General features: G+C 60.5%; 19 protein-coding genes, 3 tRNA genes and 1 riboswitch. Of the genes, 21 read left to right on the top strand and 1 reads right to left on the bottom strand.

Annotated features, from left to right (window positions below):
- Nucleotides 1–395 precede the first annotated feature (395 nt).
- The 14 genes from acs (at nt 396) to astE (ending at nt 16,384) form a co-directional block, all read left to right on the top strand.
- Nucleotides 396–2,351: an acetate--CoA ligase gene (gene acs, locus ACHPFG_RS24705; protein ID WP_131697800.1), complete on the top strand. Its 1,956-nt coding sequence runs from the start codon at nt 396–398 to the stop codon at nt 2,349–2,351.
- 634 nt (nt 2,352–2,985) lie between these two features.
- On the top strand, nt 2,986–3,771 hold the full coding sequence (locus tag ACHPFG_RS24700; protein ID WP_065874010.1) for an ABC transporter substrate-binding protein: 786 nt from the start codon (nt 2,986–2,988) through the stop codon (nt 3,769–3,771).
- Between the two features lie 92 nt (nt 3,772–3,863).
- The gene (locus tag ACHPFG_RS24695) at nt 3,864–4,553 is read left to right on the top strand and encodes an ABC transporter permease (protein WP_010208305.1); all 690 of its coding nucleotides are present in this window, start codon (nt 3,864–3,866) and stop codon (nt 4,551–4,553) included.
- Nucleotides 4,550–5,248: an ABC transporter permease gene (locus ACHPFG_RS24690; protein WP_053140043.1), complete on the top strand. Its 699-nt coding sequence runs from the start codon at nt 4,550–4,552 to the stop codon at nt 5,246–5,248. The genes ACHPFG_RS24695 and ACHPFG_RS24690 overlap by 4 nt, the downstream gene beginning before the upstream one ends.
- A gap of 1 nt (nt 5,249) precedes the next feature.
- Entirely contained in the window at nt 5,250–6,362 is a 1,113-nt protein-coding gene (locus ACHPFG_RS24685) for a succinylglutamate desuccinylase/aspartoacylase family protein (protein ID WP_167655070.1), read from the top strand.
- Nucleotides 6,363–6,389: 27 nt separating this feature from the next.
- A complete protein-coding gene (locus ACHPFG_RS24680; protein WP_003214336.1) occupies nt 6,390–7,154 on the top strand; it encodes an ABC transporter ATP-binding protein in 765 nt (254 codons plus the stop codon).
- Nucleotides 7,155–7,313: 159 nt separating this feature from the next.
- Nucleotides 7,314–8,294, top strand: a complete 981-nt coding sequence (argR, locus tag ACHPFG_RS24675) for a transcriptional regulator ArgR (protein ID WP_131697797.1) — start codon at nt 7,314–7,316, stop codon at nt 8,292–8,294.
- 247 nt (nt 8,295–8,541) lie between these two features.
- Nucleotides 8,542–9,762 (top strand): aspartate aminotransferase family protein, encoded by a 1,221-nt coding sequence (locus ACHPFG_RS24670; protein WP_131697796.1) that lies wholly within the window; start codon nt 8,542–8,544, stop codon nt 9,760–9,762.
- A 214-nt stretch (nt 9,763–9,976) separates the two neighbouring features.
- Entirely contained in the window at nt 9,977–10,996 is a 1,020-nt protein-coding gene (gene aruF, locus ACHPFG_RS24665; protein ID WP_131697795.1) for an arginine/ornithine succinyltransferase subunit alpha, read from the top strand.
- Nucleotides 10,997–11,045: 49 nt separating this feature from the next.
- Entirely contained in the window at nt 11,046–12,071 is a 1,026-nt protein-coding gene (gene astA / locus ACHPFG_RS24660; RefSeq protein WP_131697794.1) for an arginine N-succinyltransferase, read from the top strand.
- On the top strand, nt 12,068–13,537 hold the full coding sequence (astD, locus tag ACHPFG_RS24655; RefSeq protein WP_431703519.1) for a succinylglutamate-semialdehyde dehydrogenase: 1,470 nt from the start codon (nt 12,068–12,070) through the stop codon (nt 13,535–13,537). The genes astA and astD overlap by 4 nt, the downstream gene beginning before the upstream one ends.
- Nucleotides 13,538–13,693: 156 nt before the next feature.
- Entirely contained in the window at nt 13,694–15,040 is a 1,347-nt protein-coding gene (gene astB, locus ACHPFG_RS24650; protein WP_259243180.1) for an N-succinylarginine dihydrolase, read from the top strand.
- Nucleotides 15,041–15,077: 37 nt separating this feature from the next.
- Nucleotides 15,078–15,368, top strand: coding sequence for a hypothetical protein (locus ACHPFG_RS24645; RefSeq protein WP_053140059.1), 291 nt, complete (start codon nt 15,078–15,080; stop codon nt 15,366–15,368).
- Between the two features lie 11 nt (nt 15,369–15,379).
- Nucleotides 15,380–16,384: a succinylglutamate desuccinylase gene (astE, locus tag ACHPFG_RS24640; RefSeq protein WP_431700670.1), complete on the top strand. Its 1,005-nt coding sequence runs from the start codon at nt 15,380–15,382 to the stop codon at nt 16,382–16,384.
- 132 nt (nt 16,385–16,516) lie between these two features.
- Here astE and ACHPFG_RS24635 read toward each other — a convergent pair whose 3' ends face one another.
- Nucleotides 16,517–17,026 (bottom strand): 6,7-dimethyl-8-ribityllumazine synthase, encoded by a 510-nt coding sequence (locus ACHPFG_RS24635; protein ID WP_431700669.1) that lies wholly within the window; start codon nt 17,024–17,026, stop codon nt 16,517–16,519.
- A 114-nt stretch (nt 17,027–17,140) separates the two neighbouring features.
- Nucleotides 17,141–17,310: riboswitch (FMN riboswitch) on the bottom strand.
- A gap of 191 nt (nt 17,311–17,501) precedes the next feature.
- Between ACHPFG_RS24635 and ltaE the strand changes: the two genes are divergently transcribed.
- The 7 genes from ltaE (at nt 17,502) to ACHPFG_RS24600 (ending at nt 23,457) form a co-directional block, all read left to right on the top strand.
- Nucleotides 17,502–18,506, top strand: coding sequence for a low-specificity L-threonine aldolase (ltaE, locus tag ACHPFG_RS24630; RefSeq protein WP_431700668.1), 1,005 nt, complete (start codon nt 17,502–17,504; stop codon nt 18,504–18,506).
- Nucleotides 18,507–18,652: 146 nt separating this feature from the next.
- Nucleotides 18,653–21,271, top strand: a complete 2,619-nt coding sequence (gene alaS, locus ACHPFG_RS24625) for an alanine--tRNA ligase (protein ID WP_431700667.1) — start codon at nt 18,653–18,655, stop codon at nt 21,269–21,271.
- 94 nt (nt 21,272–21,365) lie between these two features.
- Complete coding sequence (locus tag ACHPFG_RS24620) at nt 21,366–22,607, top strand: aspartate kinase (protein WP_131697788.1); 1,242 nt, start codon at nt 21,366–21,368, stop codon at nt 22,605–22,607.
- Nucleotides 22,608–22,781: 174 nt separating this feature from the next.
- Nucleotides 22,782–22,970 carry a carbon storage regulator CsrA gene (gene csrA, locus ACHPFG_RS24615; protein ID WP_003175645.1) on the top strand — a complete coding sequence of 63 codons (189 nt, stop codon included), beginning with the start codon at nt 22,782–22,784 and terminating at the stop codon, nt 22,968–22,970.
- A gap of 62 nt (nt 22,971–23,032) precedes the next feature.
- Nucleotides 23,033–23,123 (top strand) — tRNA-Ser (locus ACHPFG_RS24610).
- A gap of 108 nt (nt 23,124–23,231) precedes the next feature.
- Nucleotides 23,232–23,308 (top strand) — tRNA-Arg (locus ACHPFG_RS24605).
- Between the two features lie 72 nt (nt 23,309–23,380).
- Nucleotides 23,381–23,457: transfer RNA gene (locus ACHPFG_RS24600), tRNA-Arg, on the top strand.
- The last annotated feature ends 174 nt before the right edge of the window (nt 23,458–23,631 follow it).

The raw sequence follows: 23,631 nt of genomic DNA, 5'->3' as shown, positions 1-23,631 counted from the left end.
TTCAGGGCGAAAGGGGCCACGGGGCCCTTGTGAGGCCACGTGTGTAACTTAGGGTTGGTTAGTTCGGATTAACGTGCCTTCGTGGGGGCTGTTACGTTGTTAATCACTGTTGTGTTAATCACAATGCCTTGGTTGGCGGAAGTGATTCTAGGCCTGCGGGTTATATTCATATACCCGTGCTTTTGATAAAGACTATTGGCGGTTTTTGTAACAATCCCGTGGTAAAGGTTTTTTCACCTACCCGCAAAGCCCCGCAGGCTGCGGGCCAGAGCGGCAAACGGGGATAGCAGGGCATTTTGTAGGGTCTTGTTACTACCATCGTCGAATGGTTCTATAGGCTCACCCCGGATACAACTGGGTCATACAACAACAACTATGTCACCGAGGTAAGAAAGATGAGTGCGGCTTCCCTGTACCCCGTTCGCCCCGAAGTAGCAGCCAACACGCTGACCGACGAGGCAACCTACAAGGCCATGTACCAGCAGTCGGTGGTCAACCCCGATGGTTTCTGGCGCGAGCAAGCCAAGCGCCTTGACTGGGTCAAGCCTTTCACCGCGGTGAAGCAGACCTCTTTCGACGATCACCATGTCGACATCAAGTGGTTCGCCGATGGCACCCTGAACGTTTCCTACAACTGCCTGGACCGTCACCTCGCCGAGCGCGGCGACCAGGCGGCGATCATCTGGGAGGGCGATGACCCGGCCGAGAGCCGCACCATCACCTACCGCGAGCTGCACGAGGAAGTCTGCAAGTTCGCCAACGCCCTGCGCGGCCAGGATGTGCACCGCGGCGACGTGGTGACTATCTATATGCCGATGATCCCCGAAGCCGTGGTCGCCATGCTGGCGTGTACCCGCATCGGCGCGATCCATTCCGTGGTGTTTGGCGGTTTCTCGCCGGAGGCCCTGGCCGGTCGCATCATCGACTGTAAGTCGAAGGTGGTGATCACTGCTGATGAAGGCATTCGCGCCGGTAAGAAAATTCCGCTGAAGGCCAACGTCGACGACGCGCTGACCAACCCGGAAACCAGCAGCATCCAGAAGGTCATCGTGTGCAAGCGCACCAATGGTTCGATCAAGTGGAACCAGCATCGCGACATCTGGTACGAAGACCTGATGAAAGTGGCGGGCACCGTGTGCGCGCCAAAAGAGATGGGCGCCGAAGAAGCGTTGTTCATCCTCTACACCTCCGGCTCCACCGGCAAGCCTAAAGGCGTGCAGCACACCACCGGCGGCTACCTGTTGTACGCAGCCCTGACCCACGAGCGCGTATTCGACTACCGCCCGGGCGAAGTCTACTGGTGCACCGCCGACGTCGGCTGGGTCACCGGCCACACGTATATTGTCTACGGCCCGCTGGCCAATGGCGCGACCACCTTGCTGTTCGAAGGCGTGCCGAACTACCCGGACATCACCCGGGTGGGCAAGATCGTCGACAAGCACAAGGTCAATATCCTCTACACCGCCCCGACCGCGATCCGCGCGATGATGGCTTCCGGCACCGCCGCCTGCGAAGGCGTGGATGGCAGCAGCCTGCGCCTGTTGGGGTCGGTAGGTGAGCCGATCAACCCGGAAGCGTGGGACTGGTACTACAAGAACGTCGGCCAATCCCGTTGCCCGATCGTCGACACCTGGTGGCAGACCGAAACCGGCGCCACCCTGATGAGCCCGCTGCCGGGTGCCCATGCACTCAAGCCGGGTTCTGCCGCACGGCCGTTCTTCGGCGTGGTGCCGGCGCTGGTGGACAACCTGGGCAACATCATCGAAGGTGCCGCCGAAGGCAACCTGGTGATTCTCGACTCGTGGCCAGGCCAGGCCCGTACCCTGTACGGCGACCATGACCGTTTTGTCGACACGTACTTCAAGACCTTCCGCGGCATGTACTTCACCGGTGACGGCGCCCGTCGCGATGAAGATGGTTACTGGTGGATCACCGGCCGCGTGGATGACGTGTTGAACGTATCCGGCCACCGCATGGGCACCGCCGAGATCGAAAGCGCCATGGTTGCCCACCCTAAAGTCGCCGAAGCGGCGGTGGTGGGTGTGCCCCACGACATCAAGGGCCAGGGCATCTATGTGTACGTGACCCTGAAGAATGGCGAAGAACCCACCGAAGCCCTGCGCCTGGAGCTGAAGAACTGGGTGCGCAAGGAAATCGGGCCGATTGCCTCGCCGGACGTGATCCAGTGGGCACCGGGCTTGCCGAAGACGCGCTCGGGGAAAATCATGCGTCGCATCCTGCGCAAGATTGCCACGGCCGAGTACGACGGCTTGGGCGATATTTCCACCCTGGCGGACCCAGGCGTAGTGGCGCATTTAATTGAGACCCACAAGACCATGAACGTCGCGTAAGGCGGGGTAGGTGGGAAAGAGCCCCATTCGGTGTATGCCGAGTGGGGCTTTTTTGTGGTTTCTCAAAACCACTGGAGATCCCCTGTGGGAGGGGGCAAGCCCCCTCCCACATTTGGATTTCATTCCAAGGTGGGTATGGGGGAGGGTCTGACAGATCCGCATGACCACCAGTCAAATAAATATCGGTTTTTTGCGTAGGAGGTTTCTGAATGTTACCGAGTGGCACAAATGTGTAACCCACCGCCCAAACATGAGGCAAAGGGCTACGCTTATGCCCCGAAAAACCCCGCTTTAGACACCCCCGGCAATAAGATTAAACGCCACACTTGCCGTGCTAGAAGGGTTTGCGAATAATAGGCCCGCAATTTGCAGCATCAACAGGTTTAATATCTTTTGTCTCTGCATAAAATTCAGAGGCTGTCAATGTGCTGGAACCGCTTTCTCAGTGCTTCTGTAAATTGTTGTCGCATTGAGGAAATATCGGCTTCCGGCCTGTCGTTAGAATGCCGATCACTCGCTCGTCGTCGCATGCAGTCACTCGCGTAGGACGCAGCACCGCTATTCGGTTTCACTCAGTCGCATCGTGGGCCATGGCTCATACTGCTGTTTTGCCCTATACCGATGGAGTCCCAAGATGAAGAAACTCGTGCTGTTGGGCGCCCTGGCGCTGTCCGTGTTGTCCATGCAGGCTTTCGCTGAAGGCAAGCCTCTGAAAATTGGTATCGAAGCGGCTTACCCTCCGTTTGCCTCGAAGGCGCCGGATGGCAGCATCGTCGGTTTTGACTACGACATCGGCAACGCCCTGTGCGAAGAGATGAAGGTCAAGTGCACTTGGGTCGAGCAAGAGTTCGACGGCCTGATCCCGGCTTTGAAAGTGCGCAAGATCGACGCGATCCTGTCGTCCATGTCCATCACCGAAGACCGCAAGAAGTCCGTGGACTTCACCAACCGCTACTACCTGACCCCAGCGCGCCTGGTGTTGAAGGAAGGCACTGCGGTCAGCGACAGCCTGGATGAGCTCAAAGGCAAGAAGATCGGCGTACAGCGCGGTTCGATCCACGACCGTTTCGCCAAGGAAGTCCTGGCACCTAAAGGCGCCACCGTTGTTCCTTACAGTTCGCAGAACGAAATCTACCTCGACGTGGAAGCCGGTCGCCTCGACGGTACCGTGGCCGACGCCACCCTGTTGCAGGAAGGTTTCCTCGATACGCCAGCCGGTAAAGGCTATGCGTTCACCGGCCCGGCGTTCACCGACGCCAAGTACTTCGGCGACGGCATAGGCATCGCAGTGCGCAAAGGCGACAAGGAAAACCTGGACCGTATCAACGCTGCCATCGCCGCGATCCGTGCCAATGGCAAGTACAAAGAAATCGAGAAAAAGTACTTCAACTTCGATATTTACGGCCCTGAAGCCAAGTAAGTACTCGCAGCTGTCTGTCCTGAAATGGCGCAAGCAACAGAATTCCTGCGGTTTGCGCCATTTTTTCATCCCCCTTTTCGAGGACCTGAATCATGTTGAAAGGCTACGGGGCCGTCATCCTCGATGGCGCATGGTTGACGCTTCAGCTCGCCTTGTCGTCCATGGCCTTGGCCATTGTTCTGGGTCTGATCGGGGTCGCGTTACGCCTGTCGCCGGTGCGCTGGTTGGCCTGGCTGGGTGACTTGTACTCCACGGTGATCCGCGGGATCCCCGACCTGGTGTTGATCCTGCTGATTTTCTACGGTGGTCAGGACCTGCTTAACCGCGTCGCGCCGATGCTCGGCTATGACGACTATATCGACTTGAACCCCTTGGCCGCCGGTATCGGCACGCTGGGTTTCATCTTTGGCGCCTACCTGTCGGAAACCTTCCGTGGCGCCTTCATGGCCATCCCCAAGGGCCAGGCCGAAGCCGGCCTTGCGTATGGCATGAGCAGCTTCCAGGTGTTTTTCCGGGTGATGGTGCCGCAGATGATCCGGCTGGCGATCCCCGGGTTTACCAACAACTGGCTGGTACTCACCAAGGCCACCGCGCTGATCTCTGTGGTGGGCCTGCAAGACATGATGTTCAAGGCCAAGCAGGCGGCTGATGCCACCCGCGAGCCTTTTACCTTCTTCCTCGCAGTGGCGGCGATGTACCTGGTGATCACCAGCGTGTCGTTGCTGGCCTTGCGTCATCTTGAGAAGCGCTACTCGGTAGGCGTAAGGGCGGCTGATCTATGATCTTCGACTACAACGTCATCTGGGAGGCCATGCCGCTGTACCTTGGCGGCCTGCTGACTACCCTGAAATTGCTCGCCATCTCGCTGTTCTTCGGCCTGCTCGCCGCCTTGCCCCTGGGCTTGATGCGTGTGTCCAAGCAACCGGTCGTCAACGGCGTGGCCTGGCTCTACACCTACGTGATCCGCGGCACGCCGATGCTGGTGCAGCTGTTCCTGATCTACTACGGCCTGGCGCAGTTCGAAGCGGTGCGCGAGAGCTTCCTGTGGCCACTGCTGTCCAGCGCGACCTTCTGCGCGTGCCTGGCCTTTGCGATCAACACCAGCGCCTACACCGCCGAGATCATTGCCGGTAGCCTCAAGGCCACCCCCAATGGCGAGATCGAAGCGGCCAAGGCCATGGGCATGTCGCGCTACAAGCTGTACCGCCGCATCCTGCTGCCGTCGGCCCTGCGACGCGCGCTGCCGCAGTACAGCAACGAAGTGATCATGATGCTGCAGACCACCAGTCTTGCTTCCATCGTCACCCTGATCGACATCACCGGTGCCGCGCGCACGGTGAACGCGCAGTTCTACCTGCCGTTCGAAGCCTACATCACCGCCGGCGTGTTCTACCTGTGCCTGACCTTTATTCTGGTGCGCCTGTTCAAGTTGGCCGAGCGCCGCTGGCTGAGCTACCTGGCTCCACGGAAGCACTGATATGGAACGTATCGATCACCTGTTGCCCTGGGGCCACCTGGGCTGCGAGCGCCAACTGAGCGTGTTCCGTTTTGGCAGCGGCGAGCGCAAGGCCTATATCCAGGCCAGCCTGCACGCCGATGAATTGCCCGGCATGCGCGCCGCGTGGGAGCTGAAAAAACGCCTCACCGAACTTGAAGCGCAAGGTGCCCTCAACGGCGTGATCGAACTGGTGCCGGTGGCCAACCCGATGGGTCTGGGCCAGCTGCTGCAAGGCAGCCACCAGGGCCGTTTCGAGGTGGGCAGCGGCAAGAATTTCAACCGCGATTTCGTTGAGTTGAGCGAGCCGGTGGCCGAGCTGCTCACAGGCAAGCTGGGGGATGACCCTCACGCCAACGTGCGCATGATTCGCCAGGCGATGGCCGATGTGCTCAACGCATTGCCTGAGCCGAGCAGCCAGTTGCAAGGCATGCAGCGCATCCTGCTGAGCCATGCGTGCAGCGCCGACATCGTCCTCGACCTGCACTGCGACGCCGAAGCCGCGCTGCACATGTACGCGCTGCCCCAGCACTGGCCGCAATGGCGTTCGTTGTCGGCGCACTTGAATGTGACCGTCGGTTTGCTCGCGGAAGATTCCGGTGGCAGCTCGTTTGATGAGGCTTGCTCGTTGCCGTGGCTGCGTCTGTCCCGCGCCTTTCCCGACGCGCAGGTCCCGCTGGCCTGCCTGGCGACGACGCTGGAGTTGGGCGGTCAAGCGGACACCGGCCGTGACGAAGCGATCTTCCACGCTGAAGGCATCCTCGCGTTTCTCGCCGAACAAGGCCTGATCAAGGGCGAATGGCCGGCGCCGCAACACGAACCGTGCGAAGGCGTGCCCTTCGAAGGCACCGAATTGCTGTTCGCGCCCCATGCCGGGGTGATCAGTTACCTGCGTAAAGCCGGGGACTGGATCGAGAAGGGCGAGCCGATTTTTGAAGTGATTGACCCCCTGGAAGACCGCGTGAGCATTATCTGCGCGGGCACCTCGGGGGTGTTGTTTGCCGTTGAACGGCTACGTTATGCCCAAGCGGGTTTCTGGCTGGCCAAGGTGGCGGGGCGCGAAGCGCTGCGTCACGGGCGCTTGCTCAACGACTGACCACCTGTTTTTGTGAGAACCGACCGCATGTACAAACTTGAAGTCCAAGACCTGCATAAACGCTATGGCAGTCATGAAGTGCTCAAAGGCGTGTCCCTGGCCGCCGCGGCCGGTGATGTGATCAGCATCATCGGTTCCAGTGGTTCGGGCAAAAGTACCTTTTTGCGCTGCATCAACCTGCTGGAGCAACCCCACGCCGGCAAGATCCTGCTCAATAACGAAGAGCTGAAACTGGTGGCCAACAAGGACGGCGCCATGAAGGCCGCCGACCCTAAACAACTGCAACGCATGCGCTCGCGCCTGTCGATGGTGTTCCAGCATTTCAACCTGTGGTCGCACATGACCGCCCTTGAAAATGTAATGGAAGCGCCGGTGCACGTGCTGGGCATGTCGAAAAAAGACGCCCGTGAAAAGGCCGAGCACTACCTGGCCAAGGTTGGCGTGGGCCATCGCAAGGATGCGTTCCCGGGTCATATGTCCGGTGGCGAGCAGCAGCGTGTGGCGATTGCCCGTGCCCTGGCGATGGAACCGGAGGTGATGCTGTTCGACGAACCCACCTCGGCCCTCGACCCCGAGTTGGTGGGCGAAGTGCTCAAGGTGATGCAGGACCTGGCCCAGGAAGGCCGCACCATGGTGGTGGTGACCCACGAAATGGGTTTTGCCCGTGAAGTGTCGAACCAGCTGGTGTTCTTGCACAAAGGTATCGTGGAAGAGCGTGGCAACCCGCGGGAAGTGCTGGTCAACCCGCAGTCCGAGCGGTTGCAGCAGTTCCTGTCCGGCAGCTTGAAATAGTCCCTTGCTGCTGAAGTTGCTTTTATGTGGGAGGGGGGCAAGCTCCCTCCCACATTAGATCTCCACATTGGATCTTTATCGTTTTTAAGCTTTGTGTTGGTTTACGGGCTAGCATTGGCCTTTGTCTTCATTACCGTTCTTCGCTTCGGATAGCACTCCATGACCGCCCACAAAATTGGTTTCCTGATTTGGCCCAGCACAAAGGCACTCACGCTTGCGCTGGCTGAGGAGGCCTTGCGCGTTGCTCAGCGGGTGCATCCGGACGTGGTCTACGAGCTGTCGTTTTTGCTCGCCGAGCCGGCCACCGAAGGCGCCTGGCAACTGCCGGGCGAACCGTGGGCCGGCAAGCTGGAAGGCTTCCAGAAACTGTTCCTGTTGGCGGACGAGCCGCCTGCCGTGATCGCCTCGCAACTGAGCACCGCCCTCAAGCAACTGGTGCGGGCCGGTTGTGTGATCGGTGGTTTGTCGGCCGGTGTGTACCCGTTGGCCCAACTTGGCCTGCTCGACGGCTACCGCGCCGCCGTGCACTGGCGTTGGCAGGATGATTTTGCCGAGCGTTTCCCCAAGGTCATCGCCACCAGCCATCTGTTCGACTGGGACCGTGATCGCCTGACCGCCTGCGGCGGCATGTCGGTACTCGACCTGCTGCTGGCGGTACTGGCCCGTGACCACGGTGCCGAGCTGGCCGGTGCGGTCTCCGAAGAACTGGTGGTCGAGCGCATCCGCGAAGGCGGCGAGCGCCAGCGCATCCCACTGCAAAATCGCCTGGGCTCCAGCCATCCGAAGCTGACCCAGGCAGTGTTGCTGATGGAAGCCAATATCGAAGAGCCCCTGACCACCGATGAAATCGCCCAGCACGTGTGCGTGTCGAGACGACAATTGGAACGGATCTTCAAGCAGTACCTCAATCGTGTCCCCAGCCAGTACTACCTGGAACTGCGCCTGAACAAGGCCCGCCAGATGCTCATGCAAACCAGCAAGTCGATCATCCAGATCGGCCTGTCCTGCGGCTTCTCCTCGGGGCCGCACTTCTCCAGCGCTTACCGCAACTTCTTTGGCGCCACCCCTCGCGAAGACCGCAACCAGCGGCGCAGCAGCAGCCCGTTCGAACTCTCGTCGGTGCCGTCCGAGCGCGGTTGAAGTGTGCACGCTCGACGTGATGTGTCGCGCCCATTGAGCCACTGCTCTGCAGACTGCCGAAAACCCCAGTATCCGTTTAAACTGCGCCATTGCGACGCTATTTGTCGCATTGGCGTAAACCCGCGTAAAACGGGGGTTGGCGCTATAAGAAGTTGTCGCTTGGCGGCAAGGCCGCGCTGAAAACTGTCCTTACAATCCCTGCATCGCCCGCCAGTTCCAGGCAGGCGTTCCTCTTCAGGAGACTCCGATGTCCGTTGAGCAAGCCCCGGTGCAACGTGCCGATTTCGACCAGGTCATGGTGCCCAACTACGCACCTGCCGCATTCATCCCCGTGCGTGGCGCTGGCTCCCGCGTGTGGGACCAGGCGGGTCGCGAGCTGATCGACTTTGCCGGCGGCATCGCGGTCAACGTATTGGGCCACGCCCACCCGGCGCTGGTCGGTGCGTTGACCGAACAGGCCAACAAGCTGTGGCACGTCTCCAACGTCTTCACCAACGAGCCGGCCCTGCGCCTGGCCCATAAGCTGATCGACGCCACGTTTGCCGAGCGCGTGTTCTTCTGCAACTCCGGCGCCGAAGCCAACGAGGCCGCGTTCAAGCTGGCCCGCCGTGTGGCGTTCGACCGTTTCGGTACCGAGAAGTACGAGATCATTGCCGCGCTGAACAGCTTCCACGGCCGTACCCTGTTCACCGTTAACGTCGGTGGCCAGTCGAAGTACTCCGATGGTTTCGGGCCTAAGATCACCGGTATCACCCATGTCCCTTATAACGACCTGGACGCGTTGAAAGCCGCCGTGTCGGACAAGACCTGCGCCGTGGTGCTGGAACCGATCCAGGGCGAAGGCGGCGTACTGCCGGCCGAACTGGCTTACCTGCAAGGTGCCCGCGAACTGTGCGACGCCAACAACGCGCTGCTGGTGTTCGACGAAGTGCAGACCGGCATGGGCCGCAGCGGCCATCTGTTCGCCTACCAGCACTACGGCGTGGTACCCGACATCCTCACCAGCGCCAAGAGCCTGGGCGGCGGTTTCCCGATCGCGGCGATGCTCACTCGCGAAGACCTGGCCAAGCACCTGGTGGTCGGCACCCACGGCACTACCTACGGCGGCAACCCGCTGGCCTGTGCGGTGGCCGAAGCGGTCATCGACGTGATCAACACCCCAGAGGTGCTGGCCGGCGTCAACGCCAAGCACGACCTGTTCAAGGCGCGCCTGGAGCAGATCGGCAAGCAGTACGGCATCTTCACCGAAGTGCGCGGCATGGGCCTGTTGATCGGTTGCGTACTGAGCGATGCGTTCAAAGGCAAGGCCAAGGACGTGTTCAACGCGGCCGAGAAAGAAAACCTGATGATCCTGCAAGCCGGCCCGGACGTGGTGCGTTTTGCGCCGAGCCTGGTGGTGGAAGACGCGGACATCAACGAAGGCCTGGATCGCTTCGAACGTGCGGTAAAAACGCTGACCCAAGCCTGATAGCGACACCTTCTGCCGGCTGGACCGGGTCAAAAATGTGGGAGGGGGCTTGCCCCCGATAGCAATCTGTCAGTTGATGCATCTGGTGACTGATACACCGCTATCGGGGGCAAGCCCCCTCCCACACTGGAATATGCCCCACATGAAGATATGTGGTGTTCCTGACCTGTTCGGTATTTTTTTTCTGTGAGTTCTAGAGTTAAGGAGTGACACCATGCTGGTGATGCGCCCCGCGCAAATGGCTGATCTGGGCGAGGTACAGCGTCTGGCTGCGGACAGCCCGATTGGTGTCACCTCCTTGCCGGATGATGTGGAACGCCTGAGCGACAAGATCGCCGCCAGCGAAGCGTCCTTCGCGGCCGAGGTGAGTTTCAACGGTGAAGAAAGCTATTTCTTTGTGCTCGAAGACACCGAGACCGGCAAGCTCGTGGGCTGCTCGGCCATCGTCGCCTCGGCCGGTTATTCGGAGCCTTTCTACAGTTTTCGTAACGAGACCTTCGTGCACGCCTCCCGCGAGCTGAAGATCCACAACAAGATTCACGTGCTTTCCCAGTGCCACGACCTCACCGGCAACAGCCTGCTCACCAGCTTTTATGTGGTGCCGGAGTTGGTCGGTTCGCCGTGGTCGGAACTCAATTCCCGTGGCCGCCTGTTGTTCGTCGCCAGCCACCCCGAGCGCTTTGCCGACTCGGTGGTGACCGAGATTGTCGGCTACAGCGACGAGAACGGTGATTCGCCGTTCTGGGACGCCATCGGTCGCAACTTCTTCGACCTCAACTACGCCGCCGCCGAGCGCCTGTGCGGGCTGAAAAGCCGTACGTTCCTCGCCGAGCTGATGCCTCATTACCCGATCTACGTGCCGTTGTTGCCGGACGAAGCCCAGGAAGCCATGGGCCAGGTGCACCCGCGTGCACAGATCACCTTCGACATCCTGATGCGCGAAGGCTTCGAGACTGACCACTACATCGACATCTTCGACGGCGGTCCGACGCTGCACGCACGGGTCTCGGGCATTCGCTCGATCGCCCAGAGCCGCGTGGTACCGGTGAAGATCGGCGAGATGGTCAAGGGTGTCGGCCGCCAGTACCTGGTGAGCAACGCGCAGTTGCAGGATTACCGCGCGGTCATGCTGGAGCTGGACTACGCGCCCGGCAAGCCGGTGACCCTGGACCTGGCAGCGGCCGAAGCGCTGGGCGTTGGCGAAGGCGCGAGTGTGCGCCTGGTAGCGGTATAAACAGAGTTTCGCGGGTGGCTGGCAGCAGCGGCCCGTCTGAGGAGATAGCATGATCGTTCGTCCCGTACGCAGCAGCGATTTACCGGCCCTGATTGATCTGGCGCGCAGCACCGGCACCGGCCTCACCACCTTGCCGGCCAACGAAGAGCGCTTGACCCACCGGGTTGGCTGGGCCGAAAAAACCTTTCGCGGCGACGCCGGGCGCGGGGATGCCGACTACCTGTTCGTGCTGGAAAACGACGAAGGCCGCGTGGTGGGGATTTCCGCCATCGCCGGTGCTGTCGGCCTGCGCGAGCCTTGGTACAACTTCCGGGTCGGCCTGACGGTCAGCGCCTCCCAGGAACTGAATATCTACCGTGAGATTCCGACGCTGTTCCTGGCCAACGACCTCACCGGCAATTCCGAACTGTGCTCGTTGTTCCTGCATGCCGATTACCGCAACGGCCTCAACGGCCGCATGCTGGCCAAGGCGCGCCTGCTGTTTATCGCCGAGTTCCCACAGCTGTTTGGCAACAAGATCATCGCCGAGATGCGTGGCGTGTCCAACGATGCCGGGCGTTCGCCGTTCTGGGAAAGCCTGGGTCGGCACTTCTTCAAGATGGAGTTCAGCCAGGCCGACTACCTGACCGGCGTGGGCAACAAGGCGTTTATCGCTGAGCTGATGCCCAAGTTTCCGTTGTACAGCTGCTTCCTCTCCGAAGACGCGCGCAACGTGATCGGCAAGGTCCACCCGGACACCGAGCCGGCGCTGAGCATGCTCAAGAGCGAAGGCTTCAGCTATCAGGGCTATGTCGATATTTTCGACGCCGGCCCGGCGGTGGAGTGCGAGACCGCCAAGATCCGTGCGGTGCGCGACAGCCAGTCGCTGGTGTTGGCCATCGGCACACCGGGGGACGACGCCACGCCGTTCCTGATCCATAACCGCAAACGCGAAGATTGCCGCATCACCGCCGCCCCGGCGCGCCTGGCGGCAGGCACGCTGGTGGTCGACCCGCAAACCGCCAAGCGCCTGCAACTGGTGGCGGGTGATCAAGTGCGTGCCGTACCGTTGTCCGCTGCTCGGGAGTCGAAATAATGAATTCGCTGTATATCGCAGGTAGCTGGCTGGCTGGCCAGGGTGAACTGTTTGAATCGCGTAACCCGGTGACCCAGCAGGTGCTGTGGGCCGGTAACGGCGCCACGGTCGAGCAGGTCGAGTCGGCCGTGCAGGCTGCGCGCCAGGCGTTCCCGGCCTGGGCCCGGCGCCCGCTGGAAGAACGCATCAGCGTGCTGGAAGCCTTCGCTGCGACCCTGAAAAGCCGTGCCGATGAAATCGCCCGCTGCATCGGCGAAGAGACCGGCAAGCCGCTGTGGGAGTCGGCCACCGAAGTCACCAGCATGGCCAACAAGATTGCGATCTCGGTGCAAAGCTACCGCGAGCGTACCGGCGAGAAGAGCGGCCCCCTGGGCGACGCCACCGCCGTATTGCGCCACAAGCCCCACGGCGTGGTGGCGGTGTTTGGTCCTTACAACTTCCCGGGTCACCTGCCCAACGGGCATATCGTCCCGGCGTTGCTGGCGGGTAACACCGTGCTGTTCAAACCCAGCGAGCTGACCCCGAAAGTCGCCGAGCTGACCGTGCAGTGCTGGATCGACGCCGGTTTGCCGGCAGGCGTGTTGAACCTGCTGCAAGGTGCGCGGGAAACCGGCATTGCGTTGGCGTCCAACCCAGGTATCGACGGCTTGTTCTTCACCGGTTCCAGCCGCACCGGCAACCATCTGCACCAGCAGTTCTCCGGGCGCCCGGACAAGATCCTGGCCCTGGAAATGGGCGGCAACAACCCACTGGTGGTGGATGAAGTGGCCGACGTGGATGCGGCGGTCTACACCATCATCCAATCGGCGTTTATCTCTGCGGGCCAGCGTTGCACCTGTGCCCGTCGCCTGCTGGTGCCGGAAGGTGCCTGGGGCGATGCCTTGCTGGCGCGGCTGGTGGCGGTGAGCGCGACGATTGAGGTCGGTGCGTTTGACCAGCAGCCGCCGCCGTTCATGGGCTCGGTGATTTCCCTGGCAGCGGCGAAAGCCTTGATGGAGGCTCAGGAATTGATGTTGGCCAATGGCGCCGTGGCGCTGTTGGAGATGACCCAGCCACAGGACCAGGCCGCCTTGCTGACCCCTGGCATCATCGACGTAACCGGTGTGACCGAGCGCGAAGACGAAGAGCTGTTCGGCCCGCTGTTGCAGGTGATCCGCTACGCTGATTTCGCGGCGGCGATTGCCGAAGCCAACAACACCCAGTACGGCCTGGCCGCGGGCCTGTTGTCCGATTCCGAAGCGCGTTACCAGCAATTCTGGCTGGAAAGCCGTGCCGGCATCGTCAACTGGAACAAACAGCTGACCGGCGCCGCCAGCACCGCGCCATTTGGTGGGGTGGGGGCCTCGGGCAACCATCGCGCCAGTGCGTATTATGCGGCGGATTATTGTGCGTACCCGGTGGCGTCGTTGGAGACCCCGAGCCTGGTGGTGCCTGCCACACTAACCCCCGGCATTACGCTGATCTAAATGGGGGAGGGGGCTTGCTCCCGATGGCGGTGTGTCAGTCACCTGATGGATCAACTGACAGACTGCTATCGGGAGCAAGCCCCCTCCCACACTGGATTTGTGGTGTGTTGAAGACTTTTGATGCCTATAAAAACAGATGTTCGTGGAGCCTCGCCGATGAAATCCTATGAAGTCAATTTTGACGGTCTAGTGGGGCCGACCCATAACTACGGTGGTTTGTCCTTCGGCAACGTCGCGTCCCAGAGCAACAGCCAGCAGCATTCCAACCCCAAGGAAGCGGCGTTGCAGGGCCTGCAGAAAATGAAAGCCCTGATGGACATGGGCTTTGTGCAAGGCGTGCTCGCGCCCCAGGAGCGTCCGGACGTAGCAGCGTTGCGCAACCTCGGTTTCAGCGGCACCGACGCCCAGGTCATCCAGCAGGCGGCCAAGCAGGCCATGCCGTTGTTGGTAGCCAGCTGCTCGGCATCGAGCATGTGGGTGGCCAACGCCGCCACCGTCAGCCCCAGCGCCGACACGGCAGATGGCCGCGTGCATTTCACCGCCGCCAACCTCAACTGCAAATACCACCGCAGCATCGAACACCCGACCACCAGCCGCGTGCTGGGGGCGATGTTTGCCGACCAGAAACACTTTGCCCACCACGCCGCGTTGCCGGCGGTGGCGCAGTTCGGCGACGAAGGCGCGGCCAACCACACGCGTTTCTGCCGTGAGTATGGCGAAGCGGGCGTGGAGTTTTTTGTGTTCGGGCGCAGCGCGTTCGACCCTCGTTACCCGGCCCCGCAGAAGTATCCGGCGCGCCAGACCCTCGAAGCCTCCCAGGCGGTCGCCCGCCTGCATGGCCTGAAGGATGAAGGCGTGGTCTACGCCCAGCAGAACCCGGCGGTGATCGATGCCGGCGTGTTCCACAACGACGTGATCGCGGTGGGCAACGGCGAGGTGCTGTTCTATCACGAGGACGCATTCCTCCATACCGAACAGATGCTGGCCGAGTTGCAGGGCAAGTTGGGCAAGCTGGGCGGCAACTTCCAGTCGGTGTGTGTGCCGCGTGCCCAGGTCAGCGTCGAGGACGCGGTACGTTCCTACCTGTTCAACAGCCAGTTGCTGACCCGTGCCGACGGCTCGATGCTGCTGATCGTGCCGGAAGAATGCCGCGCCAACGAGCGCGTATGGCAGTACCTGCAAGGCCTGACGGCCTCCGCTGGGCTGATCCGCGAAGTAAAAGTCTTCGACCTCAAGCAAAGCATGCAGAACGGCGGCGGCCCGGCGTGCCTGCGCTTGCGCGTGGCCCTGAACGAAACCGAGCTGGCAGCGGTGAACCCAGGGGTTATCATGACCGCGCCGTTGTACGACACACTGACCCAATGGGTCGACAAGCACTACCGTGACAGCCTGCGCGAAACCGACCTGGCTGACCCGCAATTGCTGCTTGAGTGCCGGACGGCACTGGATGAACTGACGCAAATCCTTAAACTGGGCTCGGTTTATCCTTTCCAGATCAATTAACGCCACCTCTTTTACACCCTATGGCTGAGAATTATTTATGACCACCGACACCCTGCAACTGATCCTTGAAGACACCGACGGCACCCAGCTGGAAACCTCCTGCACCCGCGTCGCGGTGGTCTGGCAGGGTAAGGAAATCTGGATCCAGCACGACGGCCGTGGCCAACTGCTGATCGGCGTGGACGTGGAAGAAGGCGACTCCGAATACGCCAACCTGTTGATGCGCCCACTGGCGACCAACCTGATGAGCCTGCAACTGGAAATGGAACCGGCCGACGTTGAAGGTGATGACGACGATCACGTCCACGGCCCAGGCTGCAACCACTAAGGAAGCTGCGTATGCTCGCCCTTGGCAAACTGCTTGAACTGACCCTCGCCGGTCGCGAACCGGCGCAAAAAATTCAACTGACTGTCGACGGCGTGCAGATGCGCTGGCTCAGCGAGGGCGCACTCGAAGTGCGTCCGCCGCAAGCAACGGACAATGGCAGCGACCTGCTGCTGTCGTCCGGCATCCATGGCAACGAAACCGCGCCGATCGAATTGCTCGACCGCCTGGTGCATGGCATCGCCCGTGGGGAGATCAAACCCCGCACCCGTATTCTGTTCCTGTTCGGCAACCCCGAGGCCATGCGCCGCGGTGAGCGTTACCTTGAATTGGACGTCAACCGGCTGTTCAACGGCCGGCATGAAAAAAACATCGGCCCCGAAGCCATGCGCGCCGCCGAGCTTGAACAGCTGGCCCGCAGCTTCTTCAGCCAGCCAGGCCGTTCGCGCCTGCATTACGACCTGCACACCGCCATTCGCGGCTCGAAGATCGAGCAGTTTGCGCTGTACCCCTGGAAGGAAGGGCGCCAGCATTCACGCCATGAACTGGCGCGCCTGAACGCTGCCGGCATGCAAGCGGTGCTGCTGCAGAACAAGAGCTCGATCACCTTCACCGCGTTTACCTACGAGCAGCTGGAGGCCGAGGCCTTCACCCTGGAGCTGGGCAAGGCGCGGCCGTTTGGGCAGAACCAGGGCGTGAACGTTTCCCGCCTGGAGCTGCGCCTCAAGCAGATCATCGAAGGCACTGAGCCTGATACTGACAGCCTGGACGGGTTGAAACTGTTCGCCGTGTCGCGGGAAGTCATCAAGCACAGCGATGCTTTCCTGCTGCACTTGCCGGCGGACGTGGAAAACTTTTCGGAATTGGAAAAGGGTTATCTGCTGGCCGAAGACGTGGCCAAGACCCGTTGGGTGATCGAGGAGGAGGGTGCGCGCATCATCTTCCCCAACCCGAAGGTGAAGAATGGCTTGCGGGCGGGGATATTGATTGTGCCGACCACAGAGGCCGGGCTGGCGTAGATCTGAGCCTTAACCTGATCCAAATGTGGGAGGGGGCTTGCCCCCGATAGCAGTGTGTCAGTCAGCTCATCTGGAGCTGAAACACCGCCATCGGGGGCAAGCCCCCTCCCACATTTTGTTTTGCGGTGTTGCTTAGACCGCTACAGCCCGTGGCTCGCTGCGACGGATCGCCCGCACCTTGTGCAGGGTGTCGGCGCACGTACGCGCTGCTTCCTGGCCCTTGTGTACGAAGTGATCGTGGAAGAACGCGTGGTGTTCGCTGCCGGCATGGAAGTGATGCGGGGTCAGGGACACCGAGAACACCGGCACTTCAGTTTCCAGCTGCACCTGCATCAGGCCGCTGACCACCGACTGGGCCACGAACTCGTGGCGGTAGATCCCGCCGTCCACCACCAGCGCGGCGGCAACGATACCGGCGTAACGGCCGGTCTTGGCCAGCAGCTTGGCGTGCAGGGGCATTTCAAAGGCGCCGCCGACTTCGAAGAAATCGATGTCCGACTCCTGGTAGCCCTGGGCGATCATTTCGGCGAGGAAGCCTTTGCGGGATTGGTCGACAATATCCTTGTGCCAGCAGGCCTGGATAAACGCGACGCGCTCGCCGTGATGGTTTTTGCTTTTGCTGTCGATTGCGGTGAGTTGCATGTTCTGACTCCTGTTTAAGAAAAAAACAGGGCGTTATGAATCGAATGGGATTTTAAGGGTACGAACCGCTGAGTCATGCAGGCATGAGGTCAGCGTGCGGCCCTTAGGTGCCAATCCCGTTCTCTCTTCATCCGGACTATGACCGTCGGCCCCGGGATCACACCGGGTCTGCTGACCTTGTCGCCGTCCTGCGTGAGCAGTTCGAGGCGCCAAGCGCTCGCGGGCTATGCACATTGCGTGCAATTACCGCCGGTGGGGAATTGCACCCCGCCCTGAGAACGTTGCCACCAGAACCCTGGTGGCGGAGAGTTTTTAACATGGTTTTTCATAAACTGCACGAGCGCCGTATCGATAAGCTATATCGGTTTGTTTGGTTGGTATTCGATTGAGAACGCGCGGGGCTTGATATTCCGCGGCTTTGCCCGCAGTAATCATCCTCATAAGAATCTTAATGAACCCCTTCGAGGCTTGTTTCATGTCTGTGATCGACCTGCGCAGCGACACCGTGACCCAACCCACCGCCGGCATGCTCGACGCCATGGCCACCGCCGTCAGCGGCGATGACGTCTACGGTGAAGACCCCAGCGTCAACCGTCTGGAGGCCGAGCTGGCCAAGCGCCTGGGCTTTGCGGCCGCGCTGTTCGTGCCCACCGGCACCATGAGCAACCTGCTGGCGCTGATGGCCCACTGTGAGCGTGGCGAGGAATACATCGTCGGCCAGCAGGCCCACACCTACAAATACGAAGGTGGCGGGGCAGCCGTGCTGGGTTCGATCCAGCCGCAGCCGTTGGACGTGCAGGCGGATGGCTCCCTCGACCTGAATCAGGTGCTCGACGCCATCAAGCCCGACGATTTCCACTTCGCCCGCACCCGCCTGCTGGCCCTGGAAAACACCATGCAGGGCAAGGTGCTGCCGCTGGACTATCTGGCGAAGGCGCGGGCGTTTACCCGCGAGCACGGCCTGGCCCTGCATCTGGATGGCGCGCGACTCTACAACGCGGCGGTCAAGCTGGGCGTGGATGCGCGGGAGATCGCCCAGCATTTCGACTCGGTGTCGGTGTGCCTGTCCAAGGGCCTCGGTGCGCCGATCGGCTCGGTGCTGTGCGGCTCCACGGCGTTGATCGCCAAGGCCCGCCGTTTACGCAAGATGGTCGGCGGTGGCATGCGCCAGGCCGGTTCCCTGGCGGCGGCGGGGCTGTACGCCTTGGATCACCAGGTGCAGCGCTTGGCTGATGACCATGCCAATGCGCAATGGTTGGGCGATGAGTTGCGCAACGCCGGTTACGCGGTGGAGCCGGTGCAGACCAACATGGTCTATGTGCAGATCGGCGATCAGGCCCAGGCCTTGAAGACGTTTGCCGCCGAGCGCGGGATCAAGTTGAGCGTCGCACCGCGCCTGCGCATGGTGACTCACCTGGATGTCAGCCGGGCGCAGATTGAGCAAGTGTTCGAGGCATTCGTCGATTTTTCGCGCAAATGAGCGTGCAGACCGTCTAATTGAACCTCTCTATCGCATAAACACGCTGTACCACCGGCAAAGGGCCGATATAATGCGGCCTTTTGCCGTCGCTCCGTCTGATGATGTTGCGCACTGGCCTTTGGCCGCAGCCTCCGTGGAAGAACCTAATGAAAAGCGCAGAAATCCGTGAAGCCTTCCTTCGCTTCTTCGAAGAGCAAGGTCACACCCGTGTCGCCTCCAGCTCCTTGATCCCAGGCAATGACCCCACCCTGCTGTTCACTAACGCGGGGATGAACCAGTTCAAGGACTGCTTCCTGGGCCAGGAAAAGCGCGCCTACACCCGCGCCACCAGCAGCCAGAAGTGCGTACGTGCCGGCGGTAAGAACAGTGACCTGGAAAACGTCGGCTACACCGCCCGCCACCACACGTTCTTCGAAATGCTGGGTAACTTCAGCTTTGGTGACTATTTCAAAAAAGACGCGATTACCTTCGCCTGGACCTTCCTGACCGGCGTGCTGAAGCTGCCCAAGGAAAAACTCTGGGTGACCGTCTACGCGACGGACGACGAAGCCTATGACATCTGGACCAAGGAAATCGGGGTGCCCGCCGAGCGCATGATTCGCATCGGCGACAACAAGGGCGCGCCTTACGCGTCCGATAACTTCTGGACCATGGGCGATACCGGCCCGTGCGGCCCATGCACCGAGATTTTCTACGATCACGGCGCCGACATCTGGGGCGGCCCACCGGGCTCGCCGGAAGAAGACGGCGACCGTTACATCGAGATCTGGAACAACGTGTTCATGCAGTTCAACCGCACCGCCGATGGCGTGCTGCATCCGCTGCCAGCGCCGTCGGTGGACACCGGCATGGGCCTGGAGCGGATCAGTGCGGTGATGCAGCACGTTCACTCCAACTACGAGATCGACCTGTTCACCAACCTGCTGAGCGCGTCGGCCGCGGCCATTGGCTGTGCCAATGAAAGCCAGTCGTCCCTCAAGGTGGTGTCGGACCACATCCGTTCCTGCGGTTTCCTGATCGCCGACGGTGTACTGCCGTCCAACGAAGGCCGTGGCTACGTGCTGCGTCGCATCATCCGTCGCGCCTGCCGTCACGGTAACAAGCTGGGCGCCACCGGCAGCTTCTTCTACAAGATCGTGGCCGCGCTGGTTGCCGAGATGGGCGATGCCTTCCCGGAACTCAAGCAGCAGCAGGACAACATCGAGCGTGTGCTCAAGGCGGAGGAGGAACAGTTCTCCAAGACCCTGGAGCACGGCCTGAAGATTCTGGAACAGGATTTGGCTGAACTTAAAGGCACCGTGGTGCCGGGCGATGTCGTGTTCAAGCTGTACGACACCTATGGCTTCCCGATGGACCTGACCGCCGACATCGCCCGTGAGCGCGAGCTGACCGTCGACGAAGCCGGGTTTGAGCGTGAGATGGAAGCCCAGCGCGTGCGCGCCCGTTCCGCCAGTTCCTTTGGCCTGGACTACAACACCCTGGTCAAGGTTGACGTGCCTACCGAGTTCACTGGGTACAAGGCGACCGTTGGCTCGGCCAAGATCGTTGCCATTTATAAAGACGGCAAGTCGGTCGATGTGTTGAGCGAAGGCGAAGAAGCGGTTGTGGTCCTGGACCAGACGCCGTTCTACGCCGAGTCCGGTGGCCAGGTCGGTGACTGTGGTTTCCTGAGCTCGACTTCCGGTCGTTTCGAGGTGCGTGACACCACCAAGACCGGCGGTGCGTTTCTGCATCACGGCGTGCTGGTGCTGGGCAACCTGACGGTCGGTGCGCCGGTGGACACCCAGGTCGACGCTGACGTACGCCATGCTACCGCGCTGAACCACTCGGCCACGCACTTGCTGCACGCCGCGCTGCGCCAGGTGCTCGGCGAGCACGTCCAGCAGAAGGGTTCGTTGGTCGACAGCCAGCGCCTGCGTTTTGACTTCAGTCACTTCGAAGCGATCAAGCCGGAGCAGATCAAGGCCCTAGAAGACATCGTCAACGCGCAAGTGCGCAAGAACACCCCGGTAGAAACCGAAGAAACCGACATCGAGACTGCCAAGGCCAAGGGCGCCATGGCGCTGTTCGGCGAGAAGTACGGCGACAACGTGCGCGTACTGAGCATGGGCGGCAACTTCTCGGTGGAACTGTGTGGCGGTATCCACGCCAACCGTACCGGCGACATCGGCCTGCTGAAAATCATCAGCGAAGGTGGTGTGGCGTCGGGCGTACGTCGTATTGAAGCGGTGACCGGTGCTGCGGCGCTGGCCTACCTGAATGCGGCTGAAGAACAACTCAAGGAAGCGGCCAGCCTGGTCAAGGGCAGCCGCGACAACCTGATCGACAAGTTGTCCGCCGTTCTGGAGCGCAACCGCGCGCTGGAGAAACAGCTGGAGCAATTGCAAGCCAAGGCGGCCAGCGCTGCGGGCGACGATCTGTCTGCTTCGGCCGTTGACGTCAAGGACGTGAAAGTCCTGGCTGCACGCCTGGACGGTCAGGACGGCAAGGCGCTGTTGGCCCTGGTCGATCAGTTGAAGAACAAGCTCGGCCGCGCAGTGATCCTGCTCGGCAGTGTCCATGAGGATAAGGTCGTGCTGGTTGCCGGTGTAACCAAAGACCTGACTGGCCAACTCAAGGCCGGTGATTTGATGAAGCAAGCCGCTGCGGCAGTGGGCGGGAAGGGCGGCGGTCGTCCGGACATGGCGCAAGGCGGTGGTGTAGACGCCAGCGCCCTGGATGCGGCCCTGGCCCTGACCGTGCCATTTGTCGAGGCAGGTATTTAAGGCACTGTTAACCCGCCCGTGGTCTAGTCACGGGCTGTTCTGTGCTGGTTGATTGGATATTAGGCGCCCCTTTACGGGCTGAGGCGGCTTGGAAATGGCTTTGATCGTACAGAAATTTGGAGGCACCTCGGTTGGTTCTGTCGAAAGAATCGAGCAGGTGGCCGACAAGGTTAAGAAATTCCGCGATGCCGGTGATGACCTGGTCGTGGTGCTGTCGGCCATGAGCGGCGAGACCAATCGCCTGATCGAACTGGCCAAGGCAATCAGTGGCGACCAACAGCCGCTGCCGCGCGAGCTGGATGTGATCGTGTCTACCGGTGAGCAGGTGACCATCGCCTTGCTGGCCATGGCGCTGAACAAGCGTGGTGTGCCGGCGGTGTCCTACACTGGCAGCCAGGTGCGCATTCTCACCGACAGCGCACACACCAAGGCGCGGATCCTGCAGATTGACGATCAGAAAATTCGCAGTGATCTGAAAGCCGGTCGCGTGGTAGTTGTAGCGGGCTTCCAGGGTGTTGACGAGCACGGCAACATCACCACCCTCGGGCGTGGCGGTTCGGATACCACCGGCGTGGCCCTGGCGGCGGCTCTCAAGGCTGATGAATGCCAGATCTACACCGATGTGGACGGCGTCTACACCACCGACCCGCGTGTGGTGTCCGTGGCCCAGCGCCTGGACAAGATCACCTTTGAAGAGATGCTGGAAATGGCCAGCCTCGGTTCCAAGGTGTTGCAGATCCGCGCGGTGGAGTTCGCCGGCAAGTACAACGTTCCGCTGCGCGTATTGCACAGCTTCAAAGAGGGTCCGGGCACCCTCATTACTATTGATGAAGAGGAATCCATGGAACAGCCGATCATTTCCGGCATCGCTTTCAATCGCGATGAAGCCAAGCTGACGATCCGTGGCGTGCCAGACACCCCCGGCGTGGCCTTCAAGATTCTGGGCCCTATCAGCGATGCGAATGTAGAAGTCGACATGATCGTGCAGAACGTTTCGCACGATAACACCACCGATTTCACCTTCACCGTGCACCGCAACGAGTACGATGCGGCATTGAAAATCCTGGAGAACACCGCGAGCGAAATTGGCGCCCGTGAAGTGGTCGGCGATACCAAGATTGCCAAGGTTTCGATTGTAGGTGTGGGCATGCGTTCCCATGCCGGTGTTGCCAGTCGTATGTTCGGGGCTTTGGCCAAGGAAAGCATCAATATCCAGATGATCTCCACCTCGGAAATCAAAGTCTCGGTGGTGATCGAAGAGAAGTACCTGGAGCTGGCTGTACGCGCGCTGCATACCGCTTTTGAGCTGGATGCCCCGGCCCGACAGGGCGAGTGAGGCAATGCCAGGAAGGCGCGGTTTACCGCGCCTTTCATTTTTTGTAGGGCGCATGGTCTTTTGCGTGCGTTCGACAATACTTAGGCCGTTAGGGCTATGGCTATCGAGTCGTAGGTCGAACGCCTTTTTTTTGCAGACTGTTGTTCCTGAAATGAAATGCGTGAGGAGAAAGGTATGCTGATTCTGACTCGTCGGTGCGCAGAAAGCCTGATTATCGGTGATGGCGAAATCACCGTGACCGTGCTCGGCGTCAAAGGCAATCAAGTACGTATTGGGGTGAATGCTCCGAAAGAGGTAGCGGTCCACCGCGAGGAAATCTACCTGCGTATCAAGAAAGAGAAGGACGAAGAACCAAGCCTTTAATTTTTATCGTTTTTTATGTTTGCAAACGGGGATGAACGTGGTTAATATACGCCCCGTGTTGCGGAGAGCTGGCCGAGTGGCCGAAGGCGCTCCCCTGCTAAGGGAGTACACCTCAAAAGGGTGTCGGGGGTTCGAATCCCCCGTTCTCCGCCATTATTTGCTTAGTACGTTGCAATCTGGTTTTTTCGCTAAGTTGTTGAAATTAAACGAAAAAATAGCTTTACATAGAGATTGAACGGCCTATAATGCGCGGCAACAAATGCACTCGTAGCTCAGCTGGATAGAGTACTCGGCTACGAACCGAGCGGTCACAGGTTCGAATCCTGTCGAGTGCACCATTTAAGAGTTAGTTGCAGCAATGCAGGTAGCTCGGCTTCAACCAGTTGTGATCTGGTCTAAAAACACAATCTGCACTCGTAGCTCAGCTGGATAGAGTACTCGGCTACGAACCGAGCGGTCACAGGTTCGAATCCTGTCGAGTGCACCATACAAACAAAAAGCCCGCCTAGTGCGGGCTTTTTGCCGTCTGGGGCTTGTGTGGATTTTTATCTTTTTCTCCTCCTTCATGTGTTTTCCATTCAGGTGATGGCGTCGCAGTTGAATAGGTGCGGCCAATACTCAACTTTGGCTCGCAAGCGCTTGTTCTTTCCAGTTTTTTGAC

Origin of the sequence: Pseudomonas sp. BR20 (assembly GCF_050780135.1) — a bacterium.
Lineage (GTDB): Bacteria > Pseudomonadota > Gammaproteobacteria > Pseudomonadales > Pseudomonadaceae > Aquipseudomonas.
Note: the sequence above shows the minus strand (reverse complement) of the source record. Positions and strands in the feature narration are given on the sequence as shown.

Bases quoted from the DNA above. Each gene is read 5' to 3' on its own strand.
- acs (WP_131697800.1), top strand. From the start codon at position 396: ATGAGTGCGGCTTCCCTGTACCCCGTTCGCCCCGAAGTAGCAGCCAAC.
- ACHPFG_RS24700 (WP_065874010.1), top strand. From the start codon at position 2,986: ATGAAGAAACTCGTGCTGTTGGGCGCCCTGGCGCTGTCCGTGTTGTCC.
- ACHPFG_RS24695 (WP_010208305.1), top strand. From the start codon at position 3,864: ATGTTGAAAGGCTACGGGGCCGTCATCCTCGATGGCGCATGGTTGACG.
- ACHPFG_RS24690 (WP_053140043.1), top strand. From the start codon at position 4,550: ATGATCTTCGACTACAACGTCATCTGGGAGGCCATGCCGCTGTACCTT.
- ACHPFG_RS24685 (WP_167655070.1), top strand. From the start codon at position 5,250: ATGGAACGTATCGATCACCTGTTGCCCTGGGGCCACCTGGGCTGCGAG.
- ACHPFG_RS24680 (WP_003214336.1), top strand. From the start codon at position 6,390: ATGTACAAACTTGAAGTCCAAGACCTGCATAAACGCTATGGCAGTCAT.
- argR (WP_131697797.1), top strand. From the start codon at position 7,314: ATGACCGCCCACAAAATTGGTTTCCTGATTTGGCCCAGCACAAAGGCA.
- ACHPFG_RS24670 (WP_131697796.1), top strand. From the start codon at position 8,542: ATGTCCGTTGAGCAAGCCCCGGTGCAACGTGCCGATTTCGACCAGGTC.
- aruF (WP_131697795.1), top strand. From the start codon at position 9,977: ATGCTGGTGATGCGCCCCGCGCAAATGGCTGATCTGGGCGAGGTACAG.
- astA (WP_131697794.1), top strand. From the start codon at position 11,046: ATGATCGTTCGTCCCGTACGCAGCAGCGATTTACCGGCCCTGATTGAT.
- astB (WP_259243180.1), top strand. From the start codon at position 13,694: ATGAAATCCTATGAAGTCAATTTTGACGGTCTAGTGGGGCCGACCCAT.
- ACHPFG_RS24645 (WP_053140059.1), top strand. From the start codon at position 15,078: ATGACCACCGACACCCTGCAACTGATCCTTGAAGACACCGACGGCACC.
- astE (WP_431700670.1), top strand. From the start codon at position 15,380: ATGCTCGCCCTTGGCAAACTGCTTGAACTGACCCTCGCCGGTCGCGAA.
- ACHPFG_RS24635 (WP_431700669.1), bottom strand. From the start codon at position 17,026: ATGCAACTCACCGCAATCGACAGCAAAAGCAAAAACCATCACGGCGAG.
- ltaE (WP_431700668.1), top strand. From the start codon at position 17,502: ATGTCTGTGATCGACCTGCGCAGCGACACCGTGACCCAACCCACCGCC.
- alaS (WP_431700667.1), top strand. From the start codon at position 18,653: ATGAAAAGCGCAGAAATCCGTGAAGCCTTCCTTCGCTTCTTCGAAGAG.
- ACHPFG_RS24620 (WP_131697788.1), top strand. From the start codon at position 21,366: ATGGCTTTGATCGTACAGAAATTTGGAGGCACCTCGGTTGGTTCTGTC.
- csrA (WP_003175645.1), top strand. From the start codon at position 22,782: ATGCTGATTCTGACTCGTCGGTGCGCAGAAAGCCTGATTATCGGTGAT.